Origin of the sequence: Rhizobium rosettiformans W3 (genome assembly GCF_004912135.1) — a bacterium.
GTDB classification, from domain to species: Bacteria; Pseudomonadota; Alphaproteobacteria; order Rhizobiales; family Rhizobiaceae; genus Allorhizobium; species Allorhizobium rosettiformans.
Genome location: NZ_STGU01000003.1, coordinates 143242 through 164968, shown reverse-complemented (window position 1 = coordinate 164968; position 21727 = coordinate 143242). Strand labels below are relative to the sequence as shown.

21 protein-coding genes, 1 tRNA gene and 1 riboswitch are annotated in these 21727 nt (G+C 62.1%); of the genes, 16 read left to right on the top strand and 6 right to left on the bottom strand.

Annotated elements, in window-relative coordinates; all coding sequences use genetic code 11:
* Positions 1-185 precede the first annotated feature (185 nt).
* A complete protein-coding gene (locus FAA86_RS06890) occupies positions 186-1685 on the top strand; it encodes a M48 family metalloprotease (RefSeq protein ID WP_136539267.1) in 1500 nt (499 codons plus the stop codon).
* A gap of 76 nt (positions 1686-1761) precedes the next feature.
* Here FAA86_RS06890 and FAA86_RS06885 read toward each other — a convergent pair whose 3' ends face one another.
* Both FAA86_RS06885 and leuB read right to left on the bottom strand, forming a co-directional pair.
* Positions 1762-2631 (bottom strand): RNA polymerase factor sigma-32, encoded by an 870-nt coding sequence (locus FAA86_RS06885; protein ID WP_136539265.1) that lies wholly within the window; start codon positions 2629-2631, stop codon positions 1762-1764.
* Positions 2632-2942: 311 nt separating this feature from the next.
* A complete protein-coding gene (gene leuB / locus FAA86_RS06880) occupies positions 2943-4055 on the bottom strand; it encodes a 3-isopropylmalate dehydrogenase (protein WP_136539263.1) in 1113 nt (370 codons plus the stop codon).
* Between the two features lie 180 nt (positions 4056-4235).
* Between leuB and FAA86_RS06875 the strand changes: the two genes are divergently transcribed.
* Complete coding sequence (locus FAA86_RS06875; RefSeq protein ID WP_136539261.1) at positions 4236-5168, top strand: pyridoxal-phosphate dependent enzyme; 933 nt, start codon at positions 4236-4238, stop codon at positions 5166-5168.
* A gap of 58 nt (positions 5169-5226) precedes the next feature.
* Here the strand turns inward: FAA86_RS06875 and leuD are convergent, their stop codons facing one another.
* Together leuD and FAA86_RS06865 are read right to left on the bottom strand one after the other, a co-directional pair.
* Complete coding sequence (leuD, locus tag FAA86_RS06870) at positions 5227-5832, bottom strand: 3-isopropylmalate dehydratase small subunit (protein ID WP_136539259.1); 606 nt, start codon at positions 5830-5832, stop codon at positions 5227-5229.
* A gap of 174 nt (positions 5833-6006) precedes the next feature.
* Positions 6007-6237, bottom strand: a complete 231-nt coding sequence (locus tag FAA86_RS06865) for a hypothetical protein (RefSeq protein WP_136539257.1) — start codon at positions 6235-6237, stop codon at positions 6007-6009.
* A gap of 110 nt (positions 6238-6347) precedes the next feature.
* On the opposite strand from FAA86_RS06865, the gene FAA86_RS06860 reads away from it, so the two are divergent.
* The 6 genes from FAA86_RS06860 (at position 6348) to FAA86_RS06835 (ending at position 11636) form a co-directional block, all read left to right on the top strand.
* Complete coding sequence (locus FAA86_RS06860) at positions 6348-7268, top strand: HpcH/HpaI aldolase/citrate lyase family protein (RefSeq protein ID WP_136539255.1); 921 nt, start codon at positions 6348-6350, stop codon at positions 7266-7268.
* Positions 7265-7471 (top strand): DUF1737 domain-containing protein, encoded by a 207-nt coding sequence (locus FAA86_RS06855; protein WP_136539253.1) that lies wholly within the window; start codon positions 7265-7267, stop codon positions 7469-7471. The genes FAA86_RS06860 and FAA86_RS06855 overlap by 4 nt, the downstream gene beginning before the upstream one ends.
* A 430-nt stretch (positions 7472-7901) precedes the next feature.
* On the top strand, positions 7902-8111 hold the full coding sequence (locus FAA86_RS06850; protein WP_136539251.1) for a YegP family protein: 210 nt from the start codon (positions 7902-7904) through the stop codon (positions 8109-8111).
* A gap of 93 nt (positions 8112-8204) precedes the next feature.
* Positions 8205-8282: riboswitch (SAM riboswitch) on the top strand.
* Between the two features lie 93 nt (positions 8283-8375).
* Complete coding sequence (metA, locus tag FAA86_RS06845; RefSeq protein WP_136539249.1) at positions 8376-9305, top strand: homoserine O-acetyltransferase MetA; 930 nt, start codon at positions 8376-8378, stop codon at positions 9303-9305.
* Positions 9306-9398: 93 nt separating this feature from the next.
* A complete protein-coding gene (locus FAA86_RS06840) occupies positions 9399-10583 on the top strand; it encodes a vWA domain-containing protein (protein WP_136539247.1) in 1185 nt (394 codons plus the stop codon).
* Between the two features lie 42 nt (positions 10584-10625).
* The gene (locus FAA86_RS06835) at positions 10626-11636 is read left to right on the top strand and encodes an aldose epimerase family protein (RefSeq protein ID WP_136539246.1); all 1011 of its coding nucleotides are present in this window, start codon (positions 10626-10628) and stop codon (positions 11634-11636) included.
* A gap of 110 nt (positions 11637-11746) precedes the next feature.
* Here FAA86_RS06835 and FAA86_RS06830 read toward each other — a convergent pair.
* Positions 11747-11821: transfer RNA gene (locus tag FAA86_RS06830), tRNA-Gly, on the bottom strand.
* Between the two features lie 275 nt (positions 11822-12096).
* Here FAA86_RS06830 and FAA86_RS06825 point away from each other — a divergent pair.
* The 4 genes from FAA86_RS06825 (at position 12097) to FAA86_RS06810 (ending at position 14613) form a co-directional block, all read left to right on the top strand.
* Positions 12097-12600, top strand: coding sequence for a prolyl-tRNA synthetase associated domain-containing protein (locus tag FAA86_RS06825; protein ID WP_136539244.1), 504 nt, complete (start codon positions 12097-12099; stop codon positions 12598-12600).
* Between the two features lie 65 nt (positions 12601-12665).
* On the top strand, positions 12666-13646 hold the full coding sequence (trxA, locus tag FAA86_RS06820) for a thioredoxin (protein ID WP_136539242.1): 981 nt from the start codon (positions 12666-12668) through the stop codon (positions 13644-13646).
* An 87-nt stretch (positions 13647-13733) separates the two neighbouring features.
* Entirely contained in the window at positions 13734-14411 is a 678-nt protein-coding gene (locus tag FAA86_RS06815) for an LON peptidase substrate-binding domain-containing protein (protein WP_136539240.1), read from the top strand.
* A gap of 4 nt (positions 14412-14415) precedes the next feature.
* Complete coding sequence (locus FAA86_RS06810) at positions 14416-14613, top strand: Trm112 family protein (protein ID WP_136539238.1); 198 nt, start codon at positions 14416-14418, stop codon at positions 14611-14613.
* Positions 14614-14655: 42 nt separating this feature from the next.
* Here the strand turns inward: FAA86_RS06810 and FAA86_RS06805 are convergent, their stop codons facing one another.
* The gene (locus FAA86_RS06805; protein ID WP_281281734.1) at positions 14656-15900 is read right to left on the bottom strand and encodes a ubiquinone biosynthesis hydroxylase; all 1245 of its coding nucleotides are present in this window, start codon (positions 15898-15900) and stop codon (positions 14656-14658) included.
* Between the two features lie 53 nt (positions 15901-15953).
* Between FAA86_RS06805 and tesB the strand changes: the two genes are divergently transcribed.
* The 4 genes from tesB to FAA86_RS06785 all read left to right on the top strand — a co-directional run bounded on the left by tesB (position 15954) and on the right by FAA86_RS06785 (position 21646).
* The gene (gene tesB, locus FAA86_RS06800) at positions 15954-16838 is read left to right on the top strand and encodes an acyl-CoA thioesterase II (protein WP_136539234.1); all 885 of its coding nucleotides are present in this window, start codon (positions 15954-15956) and stop codon (positions 16836-16838) included.
* Between the two features lie 215 nt (positions 16839-17053).
* Positions 17054-17404: a P-II family nitrogen regulator gene (locus FAA86_RS06795; protein WP_162760140.1), complete on the top strand. Its 351-nt coding sequence runs from the start codon at positions 17054-17056 to the stop codon at positions 17402-17404.
* Between the two features lie 27 nt (positions 17405-17431).
* Positions 17432-18793 (top strand): ammonium transporter, encoded by a 1362-nt coding sequence (locus tag FAA86_RS06790; RefSeq protein ID WP_113459062.1) that lies wholly within the window; start codon positions 17432-17434, stop codon positions 18791-18793.
* Positions 18794-18997: 204 nt separating this feature from the next.
* Positions 18998-21646: an FtsK/SpoIIIE family DNA translocase gene (locus FAA86_RS06785; protein ID WP_136539232.1), complete on the top strand. Its 2649-nt coding sequence runs from the start codon at positions 18998-19000 to the stop codon at positions 21644-21646.
* Positions 21647-21727 lie beyond the last annotated feature (81 nt).

Genomic DNA, 21727 nt, shown 5'->3' with positions numbered 1-21727 from the left:
TTTCTGCTGGCATGACTATCTTCTGGAGCATGCGGCATTTTCGCACTATGTGAAGGACGACCGGATCGGCATGATCGGATCCCGGTAGAGGACAAAAGGATGCTGCACCTGGGTGTCGGCCATGGCGGCCATGCTCCGGGGCAGGTTGAAGGGGCAGGATGCAGTTTTTGAGCCGGAACAGCACGATGGCTGCCGTAAGGGATCGGCGGCGCCGGCCCGTCAGGCTTGCGTCGAGCGTTGCTGTGCTGGTCTCTGCCGGCCTGGCGCTCTCGTCCTGTCAGTCGCTCTTCGAGCAGGCCTATGAGCCCTCCGTCGCGCCTTCGCGCAATCCGCAGATCGTCGATGAGGTGCAGAAGGGTGACCCGCGCGCACAGATGGGCGCACGCGAACACCCGCGCATCGTCGCCTCCTACGGGGGCGAATATTCCGACGCGAAGACGGAGCGACTGGTGGCCCGCATCGCCGGCGCCCTGACGGCCGTTTCGGAAAACCCGAACCAGTCCTATCGCATCACCATCCTCAATTCGCCGGCGATCAACGCCTTCGCGCTGCCGGGCGGCTATCTCTATGTTACCCGCGGGCTGCTCGCGCTTGCAAACGACGCCTCGGAAGTGGCAGCCGTTCTCAGCCACGAAATGGCGCATGTCACGGCAAACCACGGCATCGAACGGCAGCGACGCGAAGAGGCGGAAGTCATCGCAAGCCGTGTCGTCGCTGAAGTCCTCTCCAGCGACCTCGCCGGCAAGCAGGCGCTGGCGCGCGGCAAGCTGCGCCTCGCCGCCTTCTCGCGCCAGCAGGAACTGCAGGCCGATGTCATCGGTGTGCGCACGCTGGGTGAGGCGGGCTACGACCCCTATGCGGCCGCCCGCTTCCTGGATTCGATGGCTCGCTACAGCCAGTTCACCTCGGTCGATCCCGATGCCGACCAGAGCCTCGACTTCCTTTCGAGCCACCCGAATGCGCCGCAGCGCGTCGAACTGGCCAAGCGTCATGCCCGCGCATTTGGCCCCGAAGGCAGCCATGGCGAGACAGGTCGCGACTACTATCTGAACGGCATCGACGGTCTTCTGTATGGCGACAGCCCGCAGGAGGGATTCGTCCGCGGCCAGACCTTCCTGCATGGACAGCTCGGCATCCGCTTCGACGTGCCCCCGGGCTTCCAGATCGACAACAAGGTCGAGGCCGTGCTGGCAACCGGTCCAGGCGACGTGGCGATCCGCTTCGACGGCGTGGCCGATAACCAGAAGATCAGCCTGCCGAATTACATTTCGAGTGGCTGGGTGACCGGGCTGTTGCCGGACACGATCCGCACTATCACCGTCAACGGTTTGGAAGCGGCGACCGCGCGCGCCTCGGCCGATCGCTGGGATTTCGACATCACCGTCATCCGCATCGGACCGCAGATCTTCCGCTTCCTGACCGCCGTGCCGAAGGGCAGCCCCGCGCTGGAAACGACCGCCGCACAGCTGCGCGCCTCGTTCCGCCGCATCACTTCGCAGGAAGCGGCTTCCCTGAAGCCGCTGCGCGTTCGCGTGGTCACCGTCGGATCGGGCGATACGGTCGGCACGCTCTCGGCGCGCATGATGGGCACCGACCGCAAGCTCGAGCTCTTCCGGCTGATCAATGCGCTTGGGCCCACCTCGACGGTCAGCCCCGGCATGCGGGTGAAGATCATCTCCGAGTAATGGTCGCAACACATTGAACGCCACAAAAAGCCGGCTCAGAGGCCGGCTTCTTGAAGCGTTTCGCGATGGGATATCATCAGGCCATTTCAAGCCGCGCCGAATTCGGCGCCCGGTCCGTCAATGCGACCTTCAGCTTCTCCAGCGCACGCGTTTCGATCTGTCGGACACGTTCCTTGGAGATGCCGAGTTCGACCCCGAGTTCCTCTAGGGTAGCACCGTCCTCTGTCAGGCGACGGGCCTTGATGATGCGGCTCTCGCGCTCGTTCAGCCGGTCCATCGCGTCCCGCAGCCAGCCATTCCAGCGCTCGCCATCGATGATCGAGGACACCTGTTCGTCCGGCAGCGCCTCGTTGCTTTCCAGCATCTCCAGCTGCTCGGTGCCTTCGCCGTTTCGGCCGGCGACCGGCGTCTGCAGCGAAGCGTCGTTGCCCGAGAGGCGTGCATCCATGGACTGGACATCCGCAAGGCTGACGCCGAGGGCCGAGGCGATTTCCTGATGGATTGCCTGATCTGACAGACGGTTGTCGCCCTGCGCGAGCTTGGCGCGCAGGCGGCGCAGGTTGAAGAACAGCGCCTTCTGGCTGGAACTCGTGCCGCCACGGACGATCGACCAGTTTCGCAGGATATAGTCCTGCATCGAGGCACGGATCCACCAGCCGGCATAGGTCGAGAAGCGCACTTCCCGGCCGGGATCGAAGCGGGCAGCCGCTTCGAGGAGGCCGATATAACCTTCCTGGATGAGGTCGTTCAGCGGCAGGCCGAAACCCCGGAACTTCGAGGCCATGGCAATGACGAGGCGCATATGGGCCTGGGCAATGCGGTTGCGCGCACCCTGGTCGTCATGCTCCTTCCACCGGATGGCGAGATCTAATTCTTCCTCGCGCTCTAGATAAGGCTGTGACATGGCATACTTGATGATGTGTCTGTCAGCGGATGTGGCTTTCATCGAACATCTCCATGGTCTCTCGGGACCGCTGGCCTATGGCAGGCCTTCTTGCCGGCATTGTTTCCTGAACGGCTGAGCGCCGGTCAGGTTCCAAAGCTTGCCGACACAGCGGTGGTTGCGTCGCTCTCATCTGCTTGTCTGACCTCTAATACGCGGCCCATGCGACATCGGATTGCTGCATGGGGTGCGACCTTCTGTCGAACAGGGGCGATCACGGCGAAGTGAGAGAAGCGGCAGTCGCAGGGACCCGGAAACGCAAAAGCGGCGCGGGTTGCCCCGCGCCGCCTCGTCGATGACAGTAAGTGGTTAAATCAGGCCGAGAGCGCCTTGAACTCGGCAAGGATTGCGTCGCCCATTTCGACCGTTCCGACCTGACGGCAACCCTCAGCCATGATGTCGCCGGTGCGAATGCCCTGGTCGAGCACATTGGCGATGGCCTTCTCGAGGCGATCGGCTTCCGTCACCATGTTGAACGAATAGCGCAGACACATGGCAAACGAGGCGATCATGGCGATCGGGTTGGCGATACCCTTGCCGGCGATGTCGGGTGCGGAACCATGCACGGGCTCGTAGAGCGCCTTGCGTTTGCCGGTCTTGGCATCCGGAGCACCGAGCGAGGCCGACGGCAGCATGCCGAGCGAGCCCGTCAGCATGGCGGCCACGTCGGAGAGCATGTCGCCGAACAGGTTGTCGGTGACGATAACGTCGAACTGCTTCGGCGCGCGGACCAGCTGCATGCCGCCGGCATCGGCCAGCATGTGGTCGAGCTTGACGTCGGAGAACTTCTCCTTGTGCGTCGCCGTGACGACCTGGTTCCACAACACGCCCGACTTCATCACGTTACGCTTTTCCATCGAGCAGACGGCATTCTTGCGGGTGCGGGCCAGTTCGAAGGCGACGGCGGCGATACGCTCGATCTCGTAGGTGTCATAGACCTGGGTATCGATCGCGCGCTTCTGGCCATTGCCGAGATCGGTGATCGTCTTCGGCTCGCCGAAATAGACGCCACCGGTCAGCTCGCGCACGATGAGGATGTCGAGACCCTCCACCAGCTCGGGCTTCAGCGAGGAAGCGTTGGCAAGCGCCGGATAGCAGATGGCGGGGCGCAGGTTGGCGAAGAGTTCGAGGTCCTTGCGCAGACGAAGGAGGCCGGCTTCCGGACGCACGTCATAGGGCACATCGTCCCACTTCGGACCGCCAACGGCACCGAAGAGAACGGCATCGGCGGCGAGCGCCTTGGCCATGTCTTCTTCCGAAATGGCCGCGCCATGGGCATCGTAAGCGGAACCGCCGACGAGACCTTCGTCGGTGACGAAGCCGGCACCCTGCGCCTCGTTCATATAGGCGATGATCTTGCGAACTTCGGCCATGGCCTCGGGGCCGATGCCGTCACCGGGCAGCAGGAGAAGATTGCGAGCCGTCATGGAAACCCTCCACTCGAAAAAGAAGTCGCGGCTTCTTACGCGCGGGACAGGGCCTTTTCAAGCGAGATAGGCCGGAAACGGTACGGTTCGCGGCCCCTTGCGCCAGGGTTTTGCCGGTTGACCCACGCGGTTCCGGGGTCCAAAAGATGCACTCCCTCCAGCATCTTCGAGTCCCCCTCCATGCCCCTTTCTCCCCTGCACATTGAAACACCGCTTCTGCGGACGGCTGCCGACTATAGCGCAAGCGGCCTGCCGCTCTGGCTGAAGCTCGACGCCCTGCAGCCCTCCGGCAGCTTCAAGCTGCGCGGCGTCGGCCTGCTATGCCAGCACGAGGTGGCCAAGGGCGCACGCGAGATTTTCTGCGCCTCCGGCGGCAATGCCGGCATTGCAGCCGCTGTCGCCGGCAAGGCGCTCGGTGTGCCCGTCACCATCGTCGTGCCGGAAACGACATCGCCCGAAGTCCGCACCCGCATCGCCGCAACCGGTGCCAGTGTTCTGGTTCACGGATCGGTCTTCGACGAAGCCAATGCCCATGCCGTCGCACTCGCCGCCGAACGCAAGGCGGCCTATGTCCACCCCTATGATCATCCGCTGCTCTGGGAAGGTCATGCGACCCTGATCGACGAAGTGGTGAAGGCCGGTGCCGAGTTCGACTGCGTCGTCACCAGCGTCGGCGGTGGCGGACTGCTCGCCGGGATCGTCGAAGGTTTGCGGCGCAACGGGCTGCGCGACATTCCCGTGATGGCAGTCGAGACGGAAGGTGCCGCGTCGTTGAATGCAGCAGTTGCGGCAAAGGAGCGCGTGACGCTGCCGGCCATCACCTCAATCGCCGTTTCGCTCGGTGCGCGGCAGGTCGCGCAACATGTCTTCGATCTTCTGGAGACGCATCCGATCGAAAGCGTCACGGTGACCGATGCCGAAGCGGTTGCCGCCTGCCTGAAATTTGCCGATGCGCATCGGGTGCTCGTCGAGCCGGCCTGTGGTGCGGCACTTGCCGTCGCGGATGTGCATGCCGATCGGCTCTCGCGCTACAAGGCGCCGCTGATCGAGGTCTGCGGCGGCATCGGCGTGTCGCTCGCCGCACTCGAGGCCTGGCGCGCCCGCTTCCTCTGAGGCCAAAGAAAAAGCCGGGCGCGAGCCCGGCTTCAACATGTCAGCGCTTGAGCAGGGCTCAGGCCCAGGGGCGCTGGGCCGCGTTGGACTGCTCGAAGGTCGAGATGCTCGAGGCCTTCTCGAGCGTCAGGCCGATATCGTCGAGACCGTTCAGGAGGCAGTGGCGCTTGAAGGCATCGATCTCGAAGGAGATCTTGCCGCCGTCGGGACCGGTAATTTCCTGGGCTTCCAGATCAACCGTCAGCACGGCATTCGAACCGCGGCTGGCATCGTCCATCAGCTTGTCCAGATTGTCCTGGCTGACGACGATCGGCAGGATGCCGTTCTTGAAGCAGTTGTTGTAGAAGATGTCGGCGAACGACGTGGAGATCACGCAGCGGATGCCGAAGTCGAGCAGCGCCCACGGCGCATGCTCGCGCGAGGAGCCGCAGCCGAAATTGTCGCCGGCAACGAGGATCTGCGCGTTGCGATAGGCCGGCTTGTTCAGAACGAAGTCAGGGTTTTCCGAACCATCTTCCTTGTAGCGCGCCTCGGCGAAGAGGCCGGTACCGAGACCGGTGCGCTTGATGGTCTTCAGATAGTCCTTTGGGATGATCATGTCCGTGTCGACATTGACGACCGGAAGCGGTGCCGCGACACCGGTGAGCTTTACGAACTTGTCCATCAGTCTGCCTTCGATCTGGCTAATGCGCGTGTGATGCCCCGCCCTTAGAGCAAAATCGGACCAATTTGAAGGAGAATCTTGTGACGCCCGGAGAGGCACGTCTGTTGGCGCAATACGCAGCCGCAGGAACTCATCCGCCATGCGGGTGAGTGAGAGGGTCTTTGGTCCGACCGATCAAAGGTCGATGATCGTACCCTTGCCGTCATTCCAGACTCGCACGTCTTCGCGACGCTTCGCCTTGACGTAGACGGGCGCGCGCTTGGTCTTGCCCATCAGCATGCGGGCACCGAGCGTCACGGTCAGGAGCGCAGCGACCACCAGCGTCAGCGAAACCGCGAAAGCGGCAGCGAGACCGACAAAGGCGAGGCCGGCAAGGGCGTAAACGGCGGATCGAAGGTTCTGCATGATCATGTCCTTTCTCGATGACCAAGGTGGTCCTTATTCCGGGGCAATGCAAGGGCCTTTCACCCAATTGTCATCTTGCGTGGCAGGGCAAAGCTTGCCAGAACTCGCCCATGACATCTGACGTCTCCTCCTTCCGCGCGCACCATCCCTCCCGTGTCCGCCGTTCCGTGCTGACCGTCCCGGCCATCAACGACCGGGCGCTTGAAAAGCTGATAAGCCTGGACTGCGATGCGGTGATCTTCGATCTCGAGGATTCCGTCGCCGAGAACCGCAAGGGGGATGCGCGCACCAACCTTCTGAATTTCCTCAGAGATCGCGATCTCGGTCACCGCGAGCGGATCATCCGGATCAACGCTGCCGACACGCCATTTTATCGCGAGGACATGGAACTCGTCATCGAAGCCGCACCCGATGCCGTGCTGATCCCGAAGGTCGAGGAGCCGGTAGCCGTCCAGAACGTGGCCGACATGCTGGGCGAGAGCGATGCGACGGAAGGTCTCAGGATCTGGGCGATGATCGAAACGCCGCGTGGCGTGCTGAATGCCGCAGCGATTGCCTCGTCGGGTCGCACCAGCGACAGCCGGCTCGATGCCTTCGTCGTCGGGCTGAACGATCTGCGCAAGGCAACGGGCATCCCGGCGGCACCGGGGCGGACCTATCTGGTGCCCTATCTCATGCAGGTCGTGCTCGCCGCCCGCGCCTATGGGCTCGATGTCATCGACAGCGTGTCGAATGACTTCCGCGACATGGACGCCTTCTCGGAAGAATGCGCCCAGGGCCGCGCCATGGGGTTCGACGGCAAGATGCTCATCCATCCGGCCCAGGTGGAGCCGGCCAACCACCATTTCGGTCCGTCGGAGGCCGCCATCACGGAGGCCCGTCTGGTCGCCGCCGCCTTTGCCGACCCCGCCCATGCGGGCTTCAACGTCATCAACATCGATGGGCGCATGATCGAGAGACTGCATGCCGAGGAGGCCGCCCGCCTTCTCGACAAGGTCGCCACGATCGCCGCCAGAAAGGACAAGCCATGAAAGTCTATCGTTTCCTCACCGGCCCGGACGATTCCAGCTTCTGCCACCGCGTCACCGACGCGTTGAACAAGGGCTGGGAACTGCACGGCTCGCCGAGCCACACGTTCAATGCCGCCGAGAACCGCATGTATTGCGGCCAGGCCGTGGTCAAGACCGTGCACGGCAAGGACTATGATCCGTCAATGAAGCTCGGCGAGCAGTAAGCGTGTCGCATGAGCTTCGCAGCATGGCAAATATCGTAAGCTCGACTGTGTCGCCACAGAATCACCTAGTCAGATTACTTGATTCGGATACCGAACCCGCAGCCAGAAATGAGGCTTGCGGCTAGGTGCCGTTCACTTTTTGATCTGAAGATCCCGCTGCTAACAATCTGAAATTAATAGCGAAATTCTGCACCTGCGCGAATAGATGTTGCTATCTCTGTTGCCTCGCTTGACTCCAAGTAAACAGATGGCCTTACTAGCCGCTGACTAAACAAAGAAACCGCCTCAACTCCCCAGCCGAGACGGTTTCATTGAATACCCTGCAAAGATTGGTGTCGGATGCAGGATACAGCACTTTGCACTGACATAGATTCAGTTTTTTTTGCTGAGGTCAAGTCCGACATTGAGCCAGATACCGAAGAGGTGAACCATGGCTAATCGAACTTACCCATCCTACTGGATGTATAAAGACAACAGAGGTGAATGGCGTTGGACATACCACGCATCGAACGGAGAACCCATCTCTGTGAGCAGTGAAGGTTACGTAAAGCGGTCCGATTGCGAACGAAGCATCGAGATCATGAAAGCGTCAACGAACAGTCCTGTCTGGCTGCCGGCTGACTTGGCAAACGCAGCCTGACCCACTCAAGTGTGCCGCCAGTTAAAGGCGGCACACTCCAACAAAGCTAGTTGATACGAGCCTTGATTCGCCGCCCCGACAGGCGTAAAAGGCCTCGTGTTCCGTGGTGATTTGGCCGGCCGGCTTGCAGCCACGTAAAATAAGTCGCTAAAGGGCCGAGGCGAGTTAGCAAGACTTTCCGAGGACCGGTGGCGATATGAAAAGCTGCCGGTGTTTTTGTTTCCGCGGTCTGGAGCCGCCGTGACAAGGAAAGTTGAGAGTCACATGCCGATCAGGATCCCCGATACGCTGCCCGCCTTTGAAACCCTCGTGCATGAGGGCGTGCGGGTCATGACCGAAACCGTGGCCATTCGCCAGGACATTCGCCCGCTGCAGATCGGCCTGCTCAACCTCATGCCCAACAAGATCAAGACCGAGGTGCAGTTTGCCCGGCTGATCGGCGCTTCGCCGCTGCAGGTGGAATTGACGCTGGTGCGTGTCGGTGGCCACAAGGCCAAGAACACGCCGGAAGAGCATCTCCTCTCCTTCTACCAGACCTGGGACGAGGTGAAGGAGCGCAAGTTCGACGGCTTCATCATCACCGGGGCGCCGGTCGAGACGCTGCCCTTCGAGGAGGTCACCTACTGGCCGGAACTGCAGGAAATCCTGGATTGGACCGAGACAAATGTGCATTCGACCATGAATGTCTGCTGGGGCGGCATGGCGGCGATCTACCACTTCCACAAGGTCCCGAAGCATCCGCTCAAGGAAAAGGCATTCGGCGTCTATCGTCACCGCAATCTGGCGCCGTCTTCAGTCTATCTGAACGGCTTCTCCGACGATTTCCAGGTGCCGGTGTCGCGCTGGACGGAAGTCCGCCGCGAAGACATCGAGAAGGTGCCGGAGCTGAAGATCCTGCTCGAATCCGAGGAGATAGGCGTCTGCCTGGTGCAGGAGAAGCGCGCCAACCGCCTCTACATGTTCAACCATGTCGAATACGATTCCACCTCGCTGGGCGACGAATATTTCCGCGACAAGACGGCGGGGATCCCGATCAAGCTGCCGCACAACTATTTCCCGCACAATGACGACACGCTGACGCCGCTCAACCGCTGGCGCGGCCATGCGCATCTGCTGTTCGGCAACTGGATCAACGAGATCTACCAGATGACACCCTATGATCTGAACGAGATCGGCAAGGATCTGGCTGGCTGACGGGCAATGAGAACCGGCAGCGGATTTTGACGGGACAGGCGGCGTCCTCTGTGACAGGATGCCGCCGCCGATGAACCGAGCCGTCTTCCTCCGATGTTCCTGCCCTTTTTCCTGCGCCTGAAAGAAGAGAAGGTTCCCGTCACCTTGCGGGAATATCTGGCGCTGCTCGAAGGCCTGAAGGCGGGGCTCGTCGATTTCGATCCGGAGGGCTTCTACTATCTCGCCCGCACCACCCTAGTGAAGGACGAACGCTTCATCGATCGCTTCGACCGGGTGTTTTCCGAGATCTTTGGCGGCATCCTGAGCGAAGGCGCCGCTGACGGCGTCGATCATCGCACAATCCTCGATGACTGGCTGCGCAAGCTCGCGGAAAAGCATTTGTCGGACGAGGACAAGAAGCTGATCGAGAGCCTTGGCGGTTTCGACAAGCTGATGGAAACGCTGAAACAACGCCTCGCCGAACAGAAGGAGCGCCATCAGGGCGGCAGCAAATGGATCGGCACGGCCGGCACCTCGCCCTTCGGCGCCTATGGCTACAATCCGGAAGGTGTGCGCATCGGCCAGGAGGAAAGCCGCCATCGACGCGCGGTGAAGGTCTGGGACAGCAGAGAGTTTCGCAATCTCGACGACCGCGTCGAGCTTGGCACGCGCAACATCAAAGTGGCGCTCAGACGCCTGCGCCGCTTCGTGCGCGAAGGTGCGGCGGAGGAACTGGACCTCACCGGCACGATCCGCTCCACTGCGGAGCACGGCTATCTGGATGTGAAAACCCAACCCGAGCGGCGCAATGCCGTGAAGCTGCTGATGTTCTTCGACATCGGCGGTTCGATGGACGACCATGTGCGCGAGGTGGAGGAACTGTTTTCAGCGGCCCGCTCCGAATTCCGGCACATGGAGTATTTCTACTTCCACAATTGCCCCTATGAGCGCGTCTGGAAGGACAACCAGCGGCGCCATGCCGATACCATTCCGACAGCTGATGTCATCAGGACCTTCGGCTCTGACTACCGGCTGATCTTCGTCGGCGATGCGGCGATGAGCCCCTATGAGATCACCCATCCCGGCGGATCGGTCGAGCACTGGAACACCGAGAGCGGCGCGGCCTGGTTGACGCGATTGACCGACCATTTCCGGCGGCATCTCTGGATCAACCCGCTTCCGCAGGCGAACTGGGACTATACGATGTCCGTCGGCCTGATTCGCCGGCTGATCGGCGACCGGATGTATCCGTTGACGCTGGGCGGCCTGGAGGCCGCTGCACGTGAACTGGCGCGATAAGAAAAGACTGATGACCAAGTTGCAAGGTGAGGAAACGACAGGATGACGAAGACGATATTCGGCGTGATGCCCACGGGAGAAGCGGTCGAGAAGGTCGTGCTGAAGGGTGGCGGTCTCACGGCCTCGATCATCACCTTCGGCGCGGTGCTGCAGGACCTCAGGCTCGACGGCCACGACGCGCCGCTGGTGCTCGGCTTCGAGGATCTCTCAGGCTATCTCGACCATTCGCCCTATTTCGGCGCGACGCCGGGACGCTGCGCCAACCGCATCGGTGACGGTCGCTTCACACTGGATGGTGTCGACTACCAGCTCGAACTGAATGAAAAGGGCGTCAGCCACCTGCATGGCGGTTCCGACGGCATGGGTCGGCAGAACTGGACGATCCTGGAGCATGGCACCGACTACGTCGTGATGGAGGTGACCGATCCCGACGGCCGCGCCGGCTATCCGGGCACGACGCGCACCCGCGCCACCTTCACGCTGAAGGACGGCGGCGCCTTCTCGGCCCTTTACGAGACCGTGACGGACAAGCCGACCATCGCCAATGTCTGCCACCACGCCTATTTCAACCTGGATGGTCGTGCAGACATCCTCGGCCATGACCTGATGATCGCGGCCGACCACTACACGCCGGTCGACGACCGCCTGATCCCGACGGGGGAAATCCGCCCGGTCGAAAACACCGCCTTCGATTTCCGCGAGATGCGGCCGATCCGTCTCGAAGTTGACGGTGAACAGCTTGGCTACGATCACAATTTCTGCTTCTCCAGCAGCCGGGTCGCCAAGCGCAGCGTGGCACTGGCCCGCAGCGTCAATTCGGGCGTCACCATGGAGATCCTGACGACGGAGCCCGGCGTGCAGTTCTATGCCGGCGGCAAGGTCGCCCCGGCCGTTCCCGGCCTCGAACTCCGCCGCTACGGCGCCTTTGCCGGCTTCTGCATGGAAACCCAGGTCTGGCCGGACGCCATCAACCATCCGAACTTCCCGAACGCGGTTCTGCGGCCGGGCGAGGTGCTGCGCCAGGAAACGGATTACGTGTTTTCGAAGGCGTGAGAGATGAGAGAGCCGGCTGCGGGATGACCTGTGGCCGGCAGAACTTTGCGACGAGGGACGCGCAAAGGCGCCATTAATCCTGCAAAACTAGAAACTATCTGGAGGAAGAATGGAGCGGGTGAAGCGATTCGAACGCTCGACCCCAACCTTGGCAAGGTTGTGCTCTACCCCTGAGCTACACCCGCTCATCAACCGCGATCCTGGGGTAGTGTCTGGATCGTGGGCCGTCCGTCTTGCGGCGACGGGCGCTATATGGCCTAACCGATTTTCAAATGCAACAGGGAAATGACGGATCATCGCGAAAAAAATGTAGCGCCGTGACAACAGCCTGAGAAAGCTCAGCTTTTCCGGGCTTTTTGGGCGGCAGAAAGATTGCGGGATGTCGGTCTTAAGCCTATGCCTCGAAGAAAAAGCAGCTAGATGACCGCCATCAGACCCGGACATTTCAAACGAGGCCCCCATGACGACGCCGAAAACGCCCGACGATCTCTTCCGCTTTCTCGACGAACTCGGGATCGCCCATAAGACGAAGACCCATCCGCCGGTCTTCACCGTTGCCGAATCGGTGTCGCTGCGCGACGAAATTCCCGGCGGGCACACCAAGAACCTCTTCGTGAAGGACAAGAAGGACAACTTCTTCCTGCTGACGGTGGAGGAAAATGCCTCCGTCGATCTGAAGACCGTGCATACGATCATCGGTGCGGCGAGCAAGGTCTCCTTCGGCAAGCCGGAAAAGCTGATGGAATATCTAGGCGTCGTCCCGGGCTCCGTGACAGCGCTCGGCGCGATCAACGACACCGGCAAGAACGTGACCTTCGTGCTCGACAAGGATCTGATGGAGCATGACATCATCAACTGCCATCCGCTGTCGAACGACGCGACGACCTCGATCGGGCGGGATGACCTGATCCGCTTCATGGAGGCGACGGGGCACACGCCGCTTGTCTTGAAAGTCACGGCCTGACATACGATCTTAACGGCAAGAATGGCAGCCTCTCCAAAGGCTGCGACACAGGCGGGAGATGCACGATGAGCGATTACGGCAACCCTTACGGCGGCTATGGCAATCAGACCATGACGGCCAATGCGCAGTTTGGTGCCGCTCCGGCAGGCTCGGCCCCGGCCGCGGCCGGTGATCTGATCAAGGACACGACCACGGCGAACTTCGCCCGCGATGTCATGGACGAATCGCGCAACCAGCCGGTGCTCGTGGATTTCTGGGCGCCCTGGTGCGGTCCCTGCAAGCAGCTCACGCCCGTTATCGAAAAGGCGGTCAAGGAAGCCGGTGGCCGCGTCAAGCTGGTCAAGATGAACATCGACGACCACCCGTCCGTCGCTGGCCAGCTCGGCATCCAGTCGATCCCGGCCGTCGTTGCCTTCGTCAACGGACGTCCGGCCGATGGCTTCATGGGCGCGCTGCCCGAGAGCCAGGTGAAAGCCTTCATCGACAAGGTGGCGGGTCCGGCCGGTGCAGACCAGGCAGCCGAGATTGCGGCGGTCATCGAAGAAGCCTCGACCCTTCTCGCTGCCGGAGACATCGACGGCGCAGCACAACTTTACGCCGCCGTCTTGCAGGCGGACCCCGACAACACGCAGGCGATCGCTGGCCTCGCGGAGTGCATGATCGGCGCGAACCAGCACCAGCGGGCGCGCGAACTGCTAACGCAGATGCCGGAAGAGCTTGCCAAGGCACCGGAAGTGCAGGCCCTTCTCAAGCGCCTTGACCAGATCGACGAAGCCCGCAAGCTGGGCGATCCGGTGGCGCTTGAACACACGCTGTCGCTCAATCCCGACGATCACGAAGCCCGGATGAAGCTCGCCAAGATCCGCAATGTCGAAGGCCGTCGTGAAGAGGCGGCAGAGCACCTGCTTTTGATCATGAAGCGGGACCGCACCTTCGAGGACGACGGCGCGCGCAAGCAGCTCTTGCAGTTCTTCGAGGTCTGGGGACCCAAAGACCCGGCAACGATCATGGCGCGCCGCAAGCTGTCCTCGATCCTCTTTTCGTGAGCCGCCGCGGGCCTTGAGTTTTGGGTTCGGCGACCCAGATAGAAGCAAGAATGAACACCGGCATAAGTCCGGACAGGATGTGCTTCAATGCAAGTGGGAAATGCCCGATATTTGACGGCTGCGGACCTTCCCGAAACGGTCCCGGTCTTCCCCATCTCCGGCGTGCTGCTGCTGCCCGGCGGCCAGCTCCCCCTGAACATTTTTGAGCCGCGTTATCTGGCCATGCTCGATGCGGCGATATCCGGCAACCGGCTGATCGGGATGATCCAGCCGGCCATGACGGAAGTGCAGGCCAATATCCTGCCAGAGCGCCCGCAGCTCGCCCCGGTCGGCTGCCTGGGGCGCATCACCTCCTTCACCGAAACCGGCGATGGCCGTTACATCGTGTCGCTCGCCGGCGTCTGTCGCTTCCGTTTGATGGACGAGGTCTCGACCTCCAAACCCTTCCGGACCTTCCACATCGCGCCTTTCGTGGCGGACCTCACAAGCGGCGAAGACGACGGCCAGATCGACCGAGCAGGGCTTTTGGCGGCCTTCCGGGCTTATCTGGAGGCGAACAAGCTGGAAGCGGACTGGGAAAGCGTCGAGCGGGCATCCAACCTCACGCTCGTGAATTCGCTGTCGATGATGTCGCCCTTCGGTCCGCCGGAAAAGCAGGCGCTGCTCGAAGCCCCTGACTTGAAGACCCGCGCCGAGACGCTGATTGCCATCACCGAAATCGTGCTCGCCCGCACCTTCGGCGATGGCGACACCATGCTGCAGTAAGCCCATGCCCGACAACCCGACCAGCCTTGTCGACCCGAAAATGCTCGAGCTCCTCGTCTGCCCGCTGACGCAGGGCATTCTGAAATGGGATCGCGAGAAAGGCGAACTGATCTCGGAGAAGGCGCGTCTTGCCTATCCGATCCGGGACGGCATCCCGATCATGCTGGTCTCCGAGGCGCGCAAGCTGGAAATGCCGGTCTGAAGCCGGCCCAGGACGCGATAGCGTCCTGGTTTCACCCGACCATCAGATGCTCTGTCCGCCGAGCAAGCGCGGACGGTTCTGCCCGGACGACCCGGCGGCCTCGCGGATGAAGTAGTTTTTCAGCCCCGGAATGCGATCGACCACGCCGAGCCCGAAATCGCGCAACACCCGGATCGGCGTGACATCGTTCGAGAACAGCCGGTTCAGCACATCCGTCGTGACCCCCATGCGGAAGGTGTCGAAACGGCGCCAGATCTGGTAGCGCTCGAGCACATTGACGGAGCCGATATCGAGGCCCAGGCGATCCGCCTCGACAACGGTCTCGGCGAGTGCGGCCACGTCCTTGAAACCGAGATTGAGACCCTGGCCCGAAATCGGGTGGATGCCATGGGCTGCATCACCGGCAAGCGCCAGCCGCGGCGCGATGAAGGCACGCGCGAGCGTTAGCCCGAGCGGGAAGGCACGACGGTCGGGCGTCGCCCGGATCGTGCCCAGCTTGTGCCCGAAGCGCCGTTCGAGCTCCGCCTCGAAGAGCAGATCGTCGGATGCGACGAGGCGATCGGCATCTTCGGTGCGCTCCGTCCAGACGAGCGAGGAGCGGTTGCCCTTGAGCGGCAGGATCGCAAACGGACCGGCGGGGAGAAAATGTTCTTCCGCGACACCCTCATGCGGCCGCTCGTGCTCCACCGTGGTGACGATGCCGGATTGGCCATACTGCCAGGTGACGGTCTTGATGCCGGCGAGATCACGAAGCTTGGAGCGCACGCCGTCGCAGGCGACGACGAGACGCGAGGCCATGACCCGACCATCCGACAAAGTGAGTTCCGCGCTGGGGCCGGTATCGCGAAAGCCGGTGGCGCGCAGCCCATGATGGATGGTGATGCCGCGCTCGGCACAGGCATCGCGCAGCGCGGCGACCATGCTGACATTCGGGATCATATGCGCAAACGGCCGGCCATCTTCGACAGCGCCATCGAAGGTCAGGAAAACGGGGCGCACGGGATCCGATGTCTTCGAATCGGTGACGATCATGCGCGTGATCGGCTGCGCGTCCGGCTCGATCCGATCCCAGAGGCCGAACACATCGAGCATTTTCGTTGCAGCCGCGATGATCGCAGACGCGCGCGGATCCTTCTTCCAGGCCTCTTCGGGCGCCGCTTCGATGACCTCGATCGCCAGATGCGGCGCGGCCTGCATGATCGCAACGGCTGCGGAGAGCCCCACATAGCCACCGCCGACGACGAGCACATCCAGCATGGCACATTCCTTTGTTCTTGTAGACCTGATGACACCTATATAGATCAGCCTTGAACGGGTGCCTATAAGCGGAGCAATGCATTATGTCGCAGCCATCTGGCCAGACCAAACCCATGCAGGATCTGATCGAGCGTCTCGATCTGGAAAAGCTGGAGGAAAACCTGTTTCGCGGCAGCAGCCCGCAAAACGGCTGGCAACGGGTCTTTGGCGGCCTTGTCATTGCGCAGGCCCTGATGGCGGCACAGCGCTGCGTCGATCCTGACCGCATCGTGCATTCGCTGCACGCCTATTTCATGCGGCCCGGCGATCCTTCCATTCCGATCGTCTATCAGGTCGAGCGCATCCGGGATGGCTCGTCCTTCACCACGCGACGCGTGGTTGCCGTTCAGCACGGCAAGGCGATCTTTTCCATGTCTGCCTCGTTCCAGGTGGAAGAGCCAGGCTTCGATCATCATATCTCCATTCCGAACGTGCCAGCCCCGGAAACGCTGATGGGAGAGGCGGAGTTTCGCGCGGCCTTCCTGGCGCAGGCACCGGATACGGTGAAGAAATACTGGGGGCGCGAGCGACCGATCGAGATCCGTCCGACATCGCTCACCCATTATCTCTCGCGCGAGAAGCTGGAACCAGAGGCCCATATCTGGGTGAAGGCCTCAGGTCTGGTTCCGGATGACCGGCACTATCAGGCCGCCATCCTCGCCTATCTCTCGGACATGACGCTGCTCGACACCTCGCTCTATGCGCATGGTACCTCGATCTTCGATCCCGAACTGCAGGTGGCGAGCCTCGACCATGCCATGTGGTTTCACCGACCCTGCCGGCTGGACGACTGGCTGCTCTACACCCAGGACAGCCCAAGCGCTGCCGGCGCCCGCGGAATGACCCGTGGCAGCATCTTCACCCGCGACGGCAGGCTGGTCGCCTCGGTCGCCCAGGAGGGGCTGATCCGCAAACGGGCAAATGACTAAAACGGCATCAAATATCATTTTATGCCTATTTTTTATGCGCACATTGCGCATTCAATTGCCCGTTTATTAGCTTCTCTCCATAGAGCCTTTATATTTCAATAACTTATATCGAAATCTGAATCTGGCACGCCTTTTGAATGTCACTCCTTAGTCGCTGCGCGAATGATCCAGCCGGCGGCAAGGAGAGTCGGCTCCGAGCCGAGGACAAGCAAAGGATGGGAAACCAGATGAAGATTGTGATGGCTATCATCAAGCCGTTCAAGCTGGACGAGGTACGCGAGGCCTTGACGGCTGTGGGCATCCAGGGCCTGACCGTTACCGAGGTCAAGGGCTATGGCCGCCAGAAGGGGCACACCGAAATCTACCGCGGCACCGAATACGCCGTCAGCTTTCTGCCGAAACTGAAGATCGAGATCGCTGTCTCGTCCGAACTTGCCGACAAGGCCGTTGAAGCCATCGCTTCTGCTGCCAAGACCGGTCAGATCGGCGACGGGAAGATCTTTGTCTACTCGATCGATCAGGCCGTGCGCATCCGCACCGGCGAAACCAATACCGAAGCGCTGTAAGAACGGCTGTAAGGGGAGTTGTTACTGATGTCACTTGCCAAGTTGAATTCCAACCTCATGCGCCTTGGCGCCGCGTCTGCAGCCATGCTGGCGCCGGTTGTCGCCTTCGCGCAGGAAGCTGCACCGGCTGCAGCCGAAGCCGTCGCCGCAGCGCCGGTTCCGAACAAGGGCGACACCGCCTTCATGTTCCTTTGCACCATCCTCGTGCTCTTCATGCTTATCCCGGGCCTCGCACTCTTCTATGGCGGTCTCGTCCGCGCCAAGAACATGCTGTCCGTCCTGATGCAGTGCACGGTCATCGGTTCGGCCATCATGCTGATCTGGGTGATCTACGGCTACTCCTTCGCCTTCGGCGGCTCGGAAAGCGCGTATTTCGGCGGTTTTGCCAAACTCTTCCTTTCCGGCGTGACGCCGGAAAGCACGGCGGCCACCTTCTCTGACGCCGTCATTCCGGAATACATCTTCATGCTCTTCCAGATGACCTTCGCGGCCATCACCCCTGCCCTGATCGTCGGCGCCTTTGCCGAGCGCATCAAGTTCTCGGCAGCGGTGCTGTTCTGCATCCTCTGGGTCACCTTCGTTTACTTCCCGGTTGCCCATATGGTCTGGGACGCCAACGGCCTGATCTTCGGCTGGGGCGCACTCGACTTCGCTGGCGGCACGGTCGTTCACATCAATGCCGGCGTTGCCGGTCTGATCGGCGCGATCATGCTCGGCAAGCGTACCGGCTACGGCAAGGACATGATGGCTCCGCATTCGATGACGCTGACGCTCGTCGGTGCAGCCATGCTCTGGGTCGGCTGGTTCGGCTTCAACGCCGGCTCGAACCTCGAAGCTTCGGGCGGCGCCATGCTCGCCACCGTCAACACCTTCATCGCGACCGCAGCCGCCGTCGTCTCCTGGTGCCTGGTTGAAACCTTCACCCGCGGCAAGGCTTCGATGCTCGGTGCTGCTTCGGGCATGATCTCCGGCCTCGTTGCCATCACCCCGGCTGCCGGCATTGCCGGTCCGATGGGCGCGATCGTCATGGGTCTGCTCGTCTCGCCGCTCTGCTACTTCTTCGTCGCCGTCGTGAAGAACAAGTTCGGCTATGACGACACCGCAGACGTCTTCGGCGTACACGGTGTGGGCGGCCTCTTCGGCGCCATCGCCACCGGCGTCTTCGCCTCCGCTTCGCTGGGCGGCATCGGCTATGCCGAAGGCGTGACCATGGGCGGCCAGGTCATGACGCAGATCTACGCTGTCGTCGTCACGCTCCTGTGGTGCGGCATCGGCTCGATCATCCTCTACAAGCTGGTCGATCTCATCGTCGGTCTGCGCGTACCGGTCGAAGCCGAACGCGAAGGTCTCGACCTCGCCTCGCACGGCGAAGCTGCCTACCACAGCTGAGACCATCCAGGGTCTCTCATCAGAAATGCGGCAGCGCCCGGGTCTCATCGCCCGGGCGTTTTCTGTTGTGCATTTGCCTGCCACACCAGAGGACTGCATGGTTAATGCACCATTAACCCTCCCTCCTGTAGGGTTCTGGATGGCGATCCCGGCTATAGTCGGGCGTCCGAAGGCATTCCCGGCAACAGGACGGACAGTTACCCCATGAGCAGAAGCCATTCCGCAGCACTTCCGGAGCATTCCAACCGCTCCGCGTTGTCAGCGTTCTTGTTTCGGCAGGTCTTCGCGCTGGCCGGCTTCGCCCTCTTCCTGCTGCTGGTGCTCGCGGTCGCAGCGCTGGCGACCTGGAACGTGTCCGATCCCAGCCTCTCCTATGCCACCGACAATCCGCCGACCAATATCCTGGGCCTGCCGGGCGCCGTCTTCGCCGATCTGATGATGCAGTTCTTCGGCCTCGGCAGCCTGCTGGCGCTTCTGCCCGTGCTGGCCTGGTCCTTCGCGCTCATCGGTGGCCGTCAGCTGAACCGCATCCCGGCCAGGATCGGCGCGTGGCTTGCCGGTGCTCTGGTCGCCGCTGCGGCCGTCGGCTGCTTCCCGCCGCCGACCACATGGCCCTTGCCGAGCGGCACTGGCGGCGTGCTGGGCGACCTCATCCTGCGCTTTCCGGCCCTCTTCATCGGCGCCTATCCCACCTCGACCTTCGCGATGGCCCTGGGCAGCATCCTGGCAATCCCCGCCACTTGGTTGATGCTCTTTGCCTCGGGCATTGTCGGCAAACCGATCGAGCGCCCGGAAGACGATGAGCCGGTGGCACCCGTCGCGCGCCGCAAGGCAAAGGAACCCGTCTTCGAAGACGAGGACGAGGAGGACGAGCCCGAGGGACCGATTGCCCTGATGATGGGTGCCGTCACCCACAACTGGTACACCGCCCGCGCCCGGGTGAGACGCCTCTTCGGCCTGAAGACGAACGAGCGCCGCGACCGTGATTTCGATCAGCCCTACGACTTCAACGACGACGAATTTGGCACCCTGAACGAACCGACCCGTGCGAAGGCACCGCCGCTCAACGCGCGCGTCGAGCCGTCGCTGGATGGCGCCCCCGCCCGTCCCGCGGCTCGGTCTATCGTCTCGCCGCCGCCGATGTCGGCCGGCCATTTCGATGACGAAGACGATGACTTCGATCTCGACGACATGCCGCGTCCGGCGGGCATCCTGCCGGATGACAATGCGCGGCTCGTCGCACGGGGTGCTGCAGCCTCGCCACGCGTTGCCGCACCTGCCGCCCGCCCGAAGCCCGGTCCGCGCGTCGATCGTGACGCCCAGGGCTCGCTTCTGCGTCCTGACGGTTTCCAGCTGCCCTCGGTGCATCTTCTCGCCGAGCCGCGCGCCGTGACGCGCGACGCCAGCCTCTCGGCCGAAGCGCTCGAGCACAATGCGCGCTTGCTTGAAGGCGTGTTGGACGACTTCGGCGTCAAGGGCGAGATCATCCATGTCCGCCCGGGCCCTGTTGTCACCCTTTACGAACTCGAACCGGCGCCGGGCATCAAGTCGTCCCGCGTGATCGGCCTCGCCGACGATATCGCCCGCTCGATGAGCGCGATCGCCGCCCGCGTCGCCGTGGTCCCGGGCCGCAATGCGATCGGCATCGAACTGCCGAACCAGACGCGCGAAACCGTTTATCTGCGCGAGCTGATCGGCAGCCGCGACTTCGATGGTAACAAGGCGAAGCTCGCCATGGCACTCGGCAAGACGATCGGCGGCGAACCCGTGATCGCAGACCTCGCCAAGATGCCCCACCTGCTCGTGGCCGGTACGACCGGTTCGGGTAAGTCGGTTGCGATCAACACCATGATCCTGTCGCTCCTCTACAAGATGACGCCGGAACAGTGCCGCCTGATCATGATCGACCCGAAGATGCTGGAACTCTCCGTCTATGACGGCATCCCGCACCTGCTCTCGCCGGTCGTGACGGATCCGAAGAAGGCGGTCGTGGCGCTCAAATGGACCGTCCGCGAGATGGAAGAGCGCTACAAGAAGATGTCGAAGATCGGTGTCCGAAACATCGATGGCTTCAACACGCGTGTCGCCCAGGCGCTGGAGAAGGGCGAGGTGCTGACCCGCACCGTCCAGACCGGCTTCGATCGCCAGACGGGCGAAGCGATCTATGAGACGGAAGAATTCGACCTGCAGCCCCTGCCCTATATCGTCGTGATCATCGACGAAATGGCCGACCTGATGATGGTCGCCGGCAAGGACATCGAAGGTGCAGTGCAGCGTCTCGCCCAGATGGCGCGTGCCGCCGGTATCCATGTCATCATGGCCACCCAGCGCCCCTCGGTCGACGTCATCACCGGCACGATCAAGGCCAACTTCCCGACCCGTATCTCTTTCCAGGTGACCTCGAAGATCGACAGCCGCACGATCCTGGGCGAGCAGGGCGCAGAACAGCTGCTCGGCATGGGCGACATGCTCTACATGGCCGGCGGCGGCCGCATCCAGCGTGTCCACGGTCCCTTCGTCTCCGACCACGAGGTCGAGGAGATCGTCGCCTATCTGAAGACGCAAGGCTCGCCGCAATATCTGGAAGCCATCACCATCGACGACGATGAAGATGGCGAGGACGGCGGCGGTCCGATCGGAACCGGCAATCTCGGCGAGTCGGACGATCCCTACGATCAGGCCGTCGCGATCGTGCTTCGAGATGGCAAGGCATCGACCTCCTATGTCCAGCGCCGACTAGGCATCGGCTATAACCGGGCAGCCTCGCTGATCGAACGCATGGAGAAGGAAGGCATCATCGGCCCGGCCAATCATGCCGGCAAACGAGAGATCCTTGTCCCGACGGAAGAGTGAGCCGGGAAGATCGGGTTCCCCGATGGAACATCAGGGGCCCGGACGAGTTGCCGCAGCGGCACTGGCATTCATGGCCATGAA

What these genes read in the sequence shown, in the direction of transcription:
- leuD (WP_136539259.1), bottom strand. Translation starts at nt 5,832, where the DNA reads ATGGACAAGTTCGTAAAGCTCACCGGTGTCGCGGCACCGCTTCCGGTC.
- FAA86_RS06855 (WP_136539253.1), top strand. Translation starts at nt 7,265, where the DNA reads ATGAAAGTCTATCGTTTCCTCACCGGCCCGGACGATTCCAGCTTCTGC.
- FAA86_RS06785 (WP_136539232.1), top strand. Translation starts at nt 18,998, where the DNA reads ATGAGCAGAAGCCATTCCGCAGCACTTCCGGAGCATTCCAACCGCTCC.
- FAA86_RS06795 (WP_162760140.1), top strand. Translation starts at nt 17,054, where the DNA reads ATGGGAAACCAGATGAAGATTGTGATGGCTATCATCAAGCCGTTCAAG.
- FAA86_RS06850 (WP_136539251.1), top strand. Translation starts at nt 7,902, where the DNA reads ATGGCTAATCGAACTTACCCATCCTACTGGATGTATAAAGACAACAGA.
- FAA86_RS06860 (WP_136539255.1), top strand. Translation starts at nt 6,348, where the DNA reads ATGACATCTGACGTCTCCTCCTTCCGCGCGCACCATCCCTCCCGTGTC.
- FAA86_RS06875 (WP_136539261.1), top strand. Translation starts at nt 4,236, where the DNA reads ATGCCCCTTTCTCCCCTGCACATTGAAACACCGCTTCTGCGGACGGCT.
- FAA86_RS06865 (WP_136539257.1), bottom strand. Translation starts at nt 6,237, where the DNA reads ATGCAGAACCTTCGATCCGCCGTTTACGCCCTTGCCGGCCTCGCCTTT.
- leuB (WP_136539263.1), bottom strand. Translation starts at nt 4,055, where the DNA reads ATGACGGCTCGCAATCTTCTCCTGCTGCCCGGTGACGGCATCGGCCCC.
- trxA (WP_136539242.1), top strand. Translation starts at nt 12,666, where the DNA reads ATGAGCGATTACGGCAACCCTTACGGCGGCTATGGCAATCAGACCATG.
- metA (WP_136539249.1), top strand. Translation starts at nt 8,376, where the DNA reads ATGCCGATCAGGATCCCCGATACGCTGCCCGCCTTTGAAACCCTCGTG.
- FAA86_RS06840 (WP_136539247.1), top strand. Translation starts at nt 9,399, where the DNA reads ATGTTCCTGCCCTTTTTCCTGCGCCTGAAAGAAGAGAAGGTTCCCGTC.
- FAA86_RS06890 (WP_136539267.1), top strand. Translation starts at nt 186, where the DNA reads ATGGCTGCCGTAAGGGATCGGCGGCGCCGGCCCGTCAGGCTTGCGTCG.
- FAA86_RS06810 (WP_136539238.1), top strand. Translation starts at nt 14,416, where the DNA reads ATGCCCGACAACCCGACCAGCCTTGTCGACCCGAAAATGCTCGAGCTC.
- FAA86_RS06825 (WP_136539244.1), top strand. Translation starts at nt 12,097, where the DNA reads ATGACGACGCCGAAAACGCCCGACGATCTCTTCCGCTTTCTCGACGAA.
- FAA86_RS06885 (WP_136539265.1), bottom strand. Translation starts at nt 2,631, where the DNA reads ATGAAAGCCACATCCGCTGACAGACACATCATCAAGTATGCCATGTCA.
- FAA86_RS06835 (WP_136539246.1), top strand. Translation starts at nt 10,626, where the DNA reads ATGACGAAGACGATATTCGGCGTGATGCCCACGGGAGAAGCGGTCGAG.
- tesB (WP_136539234.1), top strand. Translation starts at nt 15,954, where the DNA reads ATGTCGCAGCCATCTGGCCAGACCAAACCCATGCAGGATCTGATCGAG.
- FAA86_RS06815 (WP_136539240.1), top strand. Translation starts at nt 13,734, where the DNA reads ATGCAAGTGGGAAATGCCCGATATTTGACGGCTGCGGACCTTCCCGAA.
- FAA86_RS06790 (WP_113459062.1), top strand. Translation starts at nt 17,432, where the DNA reads ATGTCACTTGCCAAGTTGAATTCCAACCTCATGCGCCTTGGCGCCGCG.